Annotated in this window: 1 protein-coding gene; it reads right to left on the bottom strand. The window is 56.1% G+C overall.

The window, feature by feature from the left end; all coding sequences use genetic code 11:
• Window positions 1-29: 29 nt before the first annotated feature.
• Window positions 30-617, bottom strand: a 588-nt coding sequence (locus K0F75_RS25410) for an IS66 family transposase (RefSeq protein ID WP_219064704.1), incomplete at its 5' end; no start/stop codon positions are given.

Here is a 617-nt window from a genome sequence, read left to right as displayed (position 1 = left end):
TATGCGTCCGGGCATCCCGTCTTGCGTAACTAAACGGGTTGCCATTTATGCGGCAGCAACTCGGAAATCTCACTCGCCCGCTGCGTCGGCAGGCGCGTGAGAACGTCCTTCAAATAGGTATACGGATCATGCCCGTTTAGCCGTGCTGATTGGATCAAACTCATGATCGCCGCCGCACGTTTTCCGCTACGCAGGGAGCCTGCAAAGAGCCAGTTTTTTCGACCCAGAGCCCATGGTCGGATTTGGTTTTCGGCCCAATTATTGTCTATGGGTACGGCCCCGTCATCGAGGTAACGCGACAGCGCCGCCCAGCGTTTTAGGCTGTAATCTAAAGCTCTGGCGATAGCCGAACCATCGTGCACGATCTGACGCTGGGCGATCATCCAGGCATGCAGGGCATCCATCACCGGCACGGCTTTTTCTTGCCGTCTCAGGCGGCGAAAATCAGGCTCTAGATCACGGACTTCACGCTCGACTTCATACAGCAGCTGGATGTATCGCAAGGCTTGTTCTGCCAGTTGGCTTTTGTGCGTGGCGTGCAATTCGAAAAACTTGCGCCGCGCATGGGCCATACAGCCGATCTCGGTCACGCCGAGTTCAAAACTGGCCTTGTAGCC

Source organism: Pseudomonas sp. UMAB-08 (genome assembly GCF_900095225.1).
In the GTDB taxonomy this organism is placed as follows: Bacteria; Pseudomonadota; Gammaproteobacteria; order Pseudomonadales; family Pseudomonadaceae; genus Aquipseudomonas.
The sequence above is the reverse complement of the archived record's forward strand: the minus strand, read 5'-3'. Positions and strand labels throughout refer to the sequence as shown.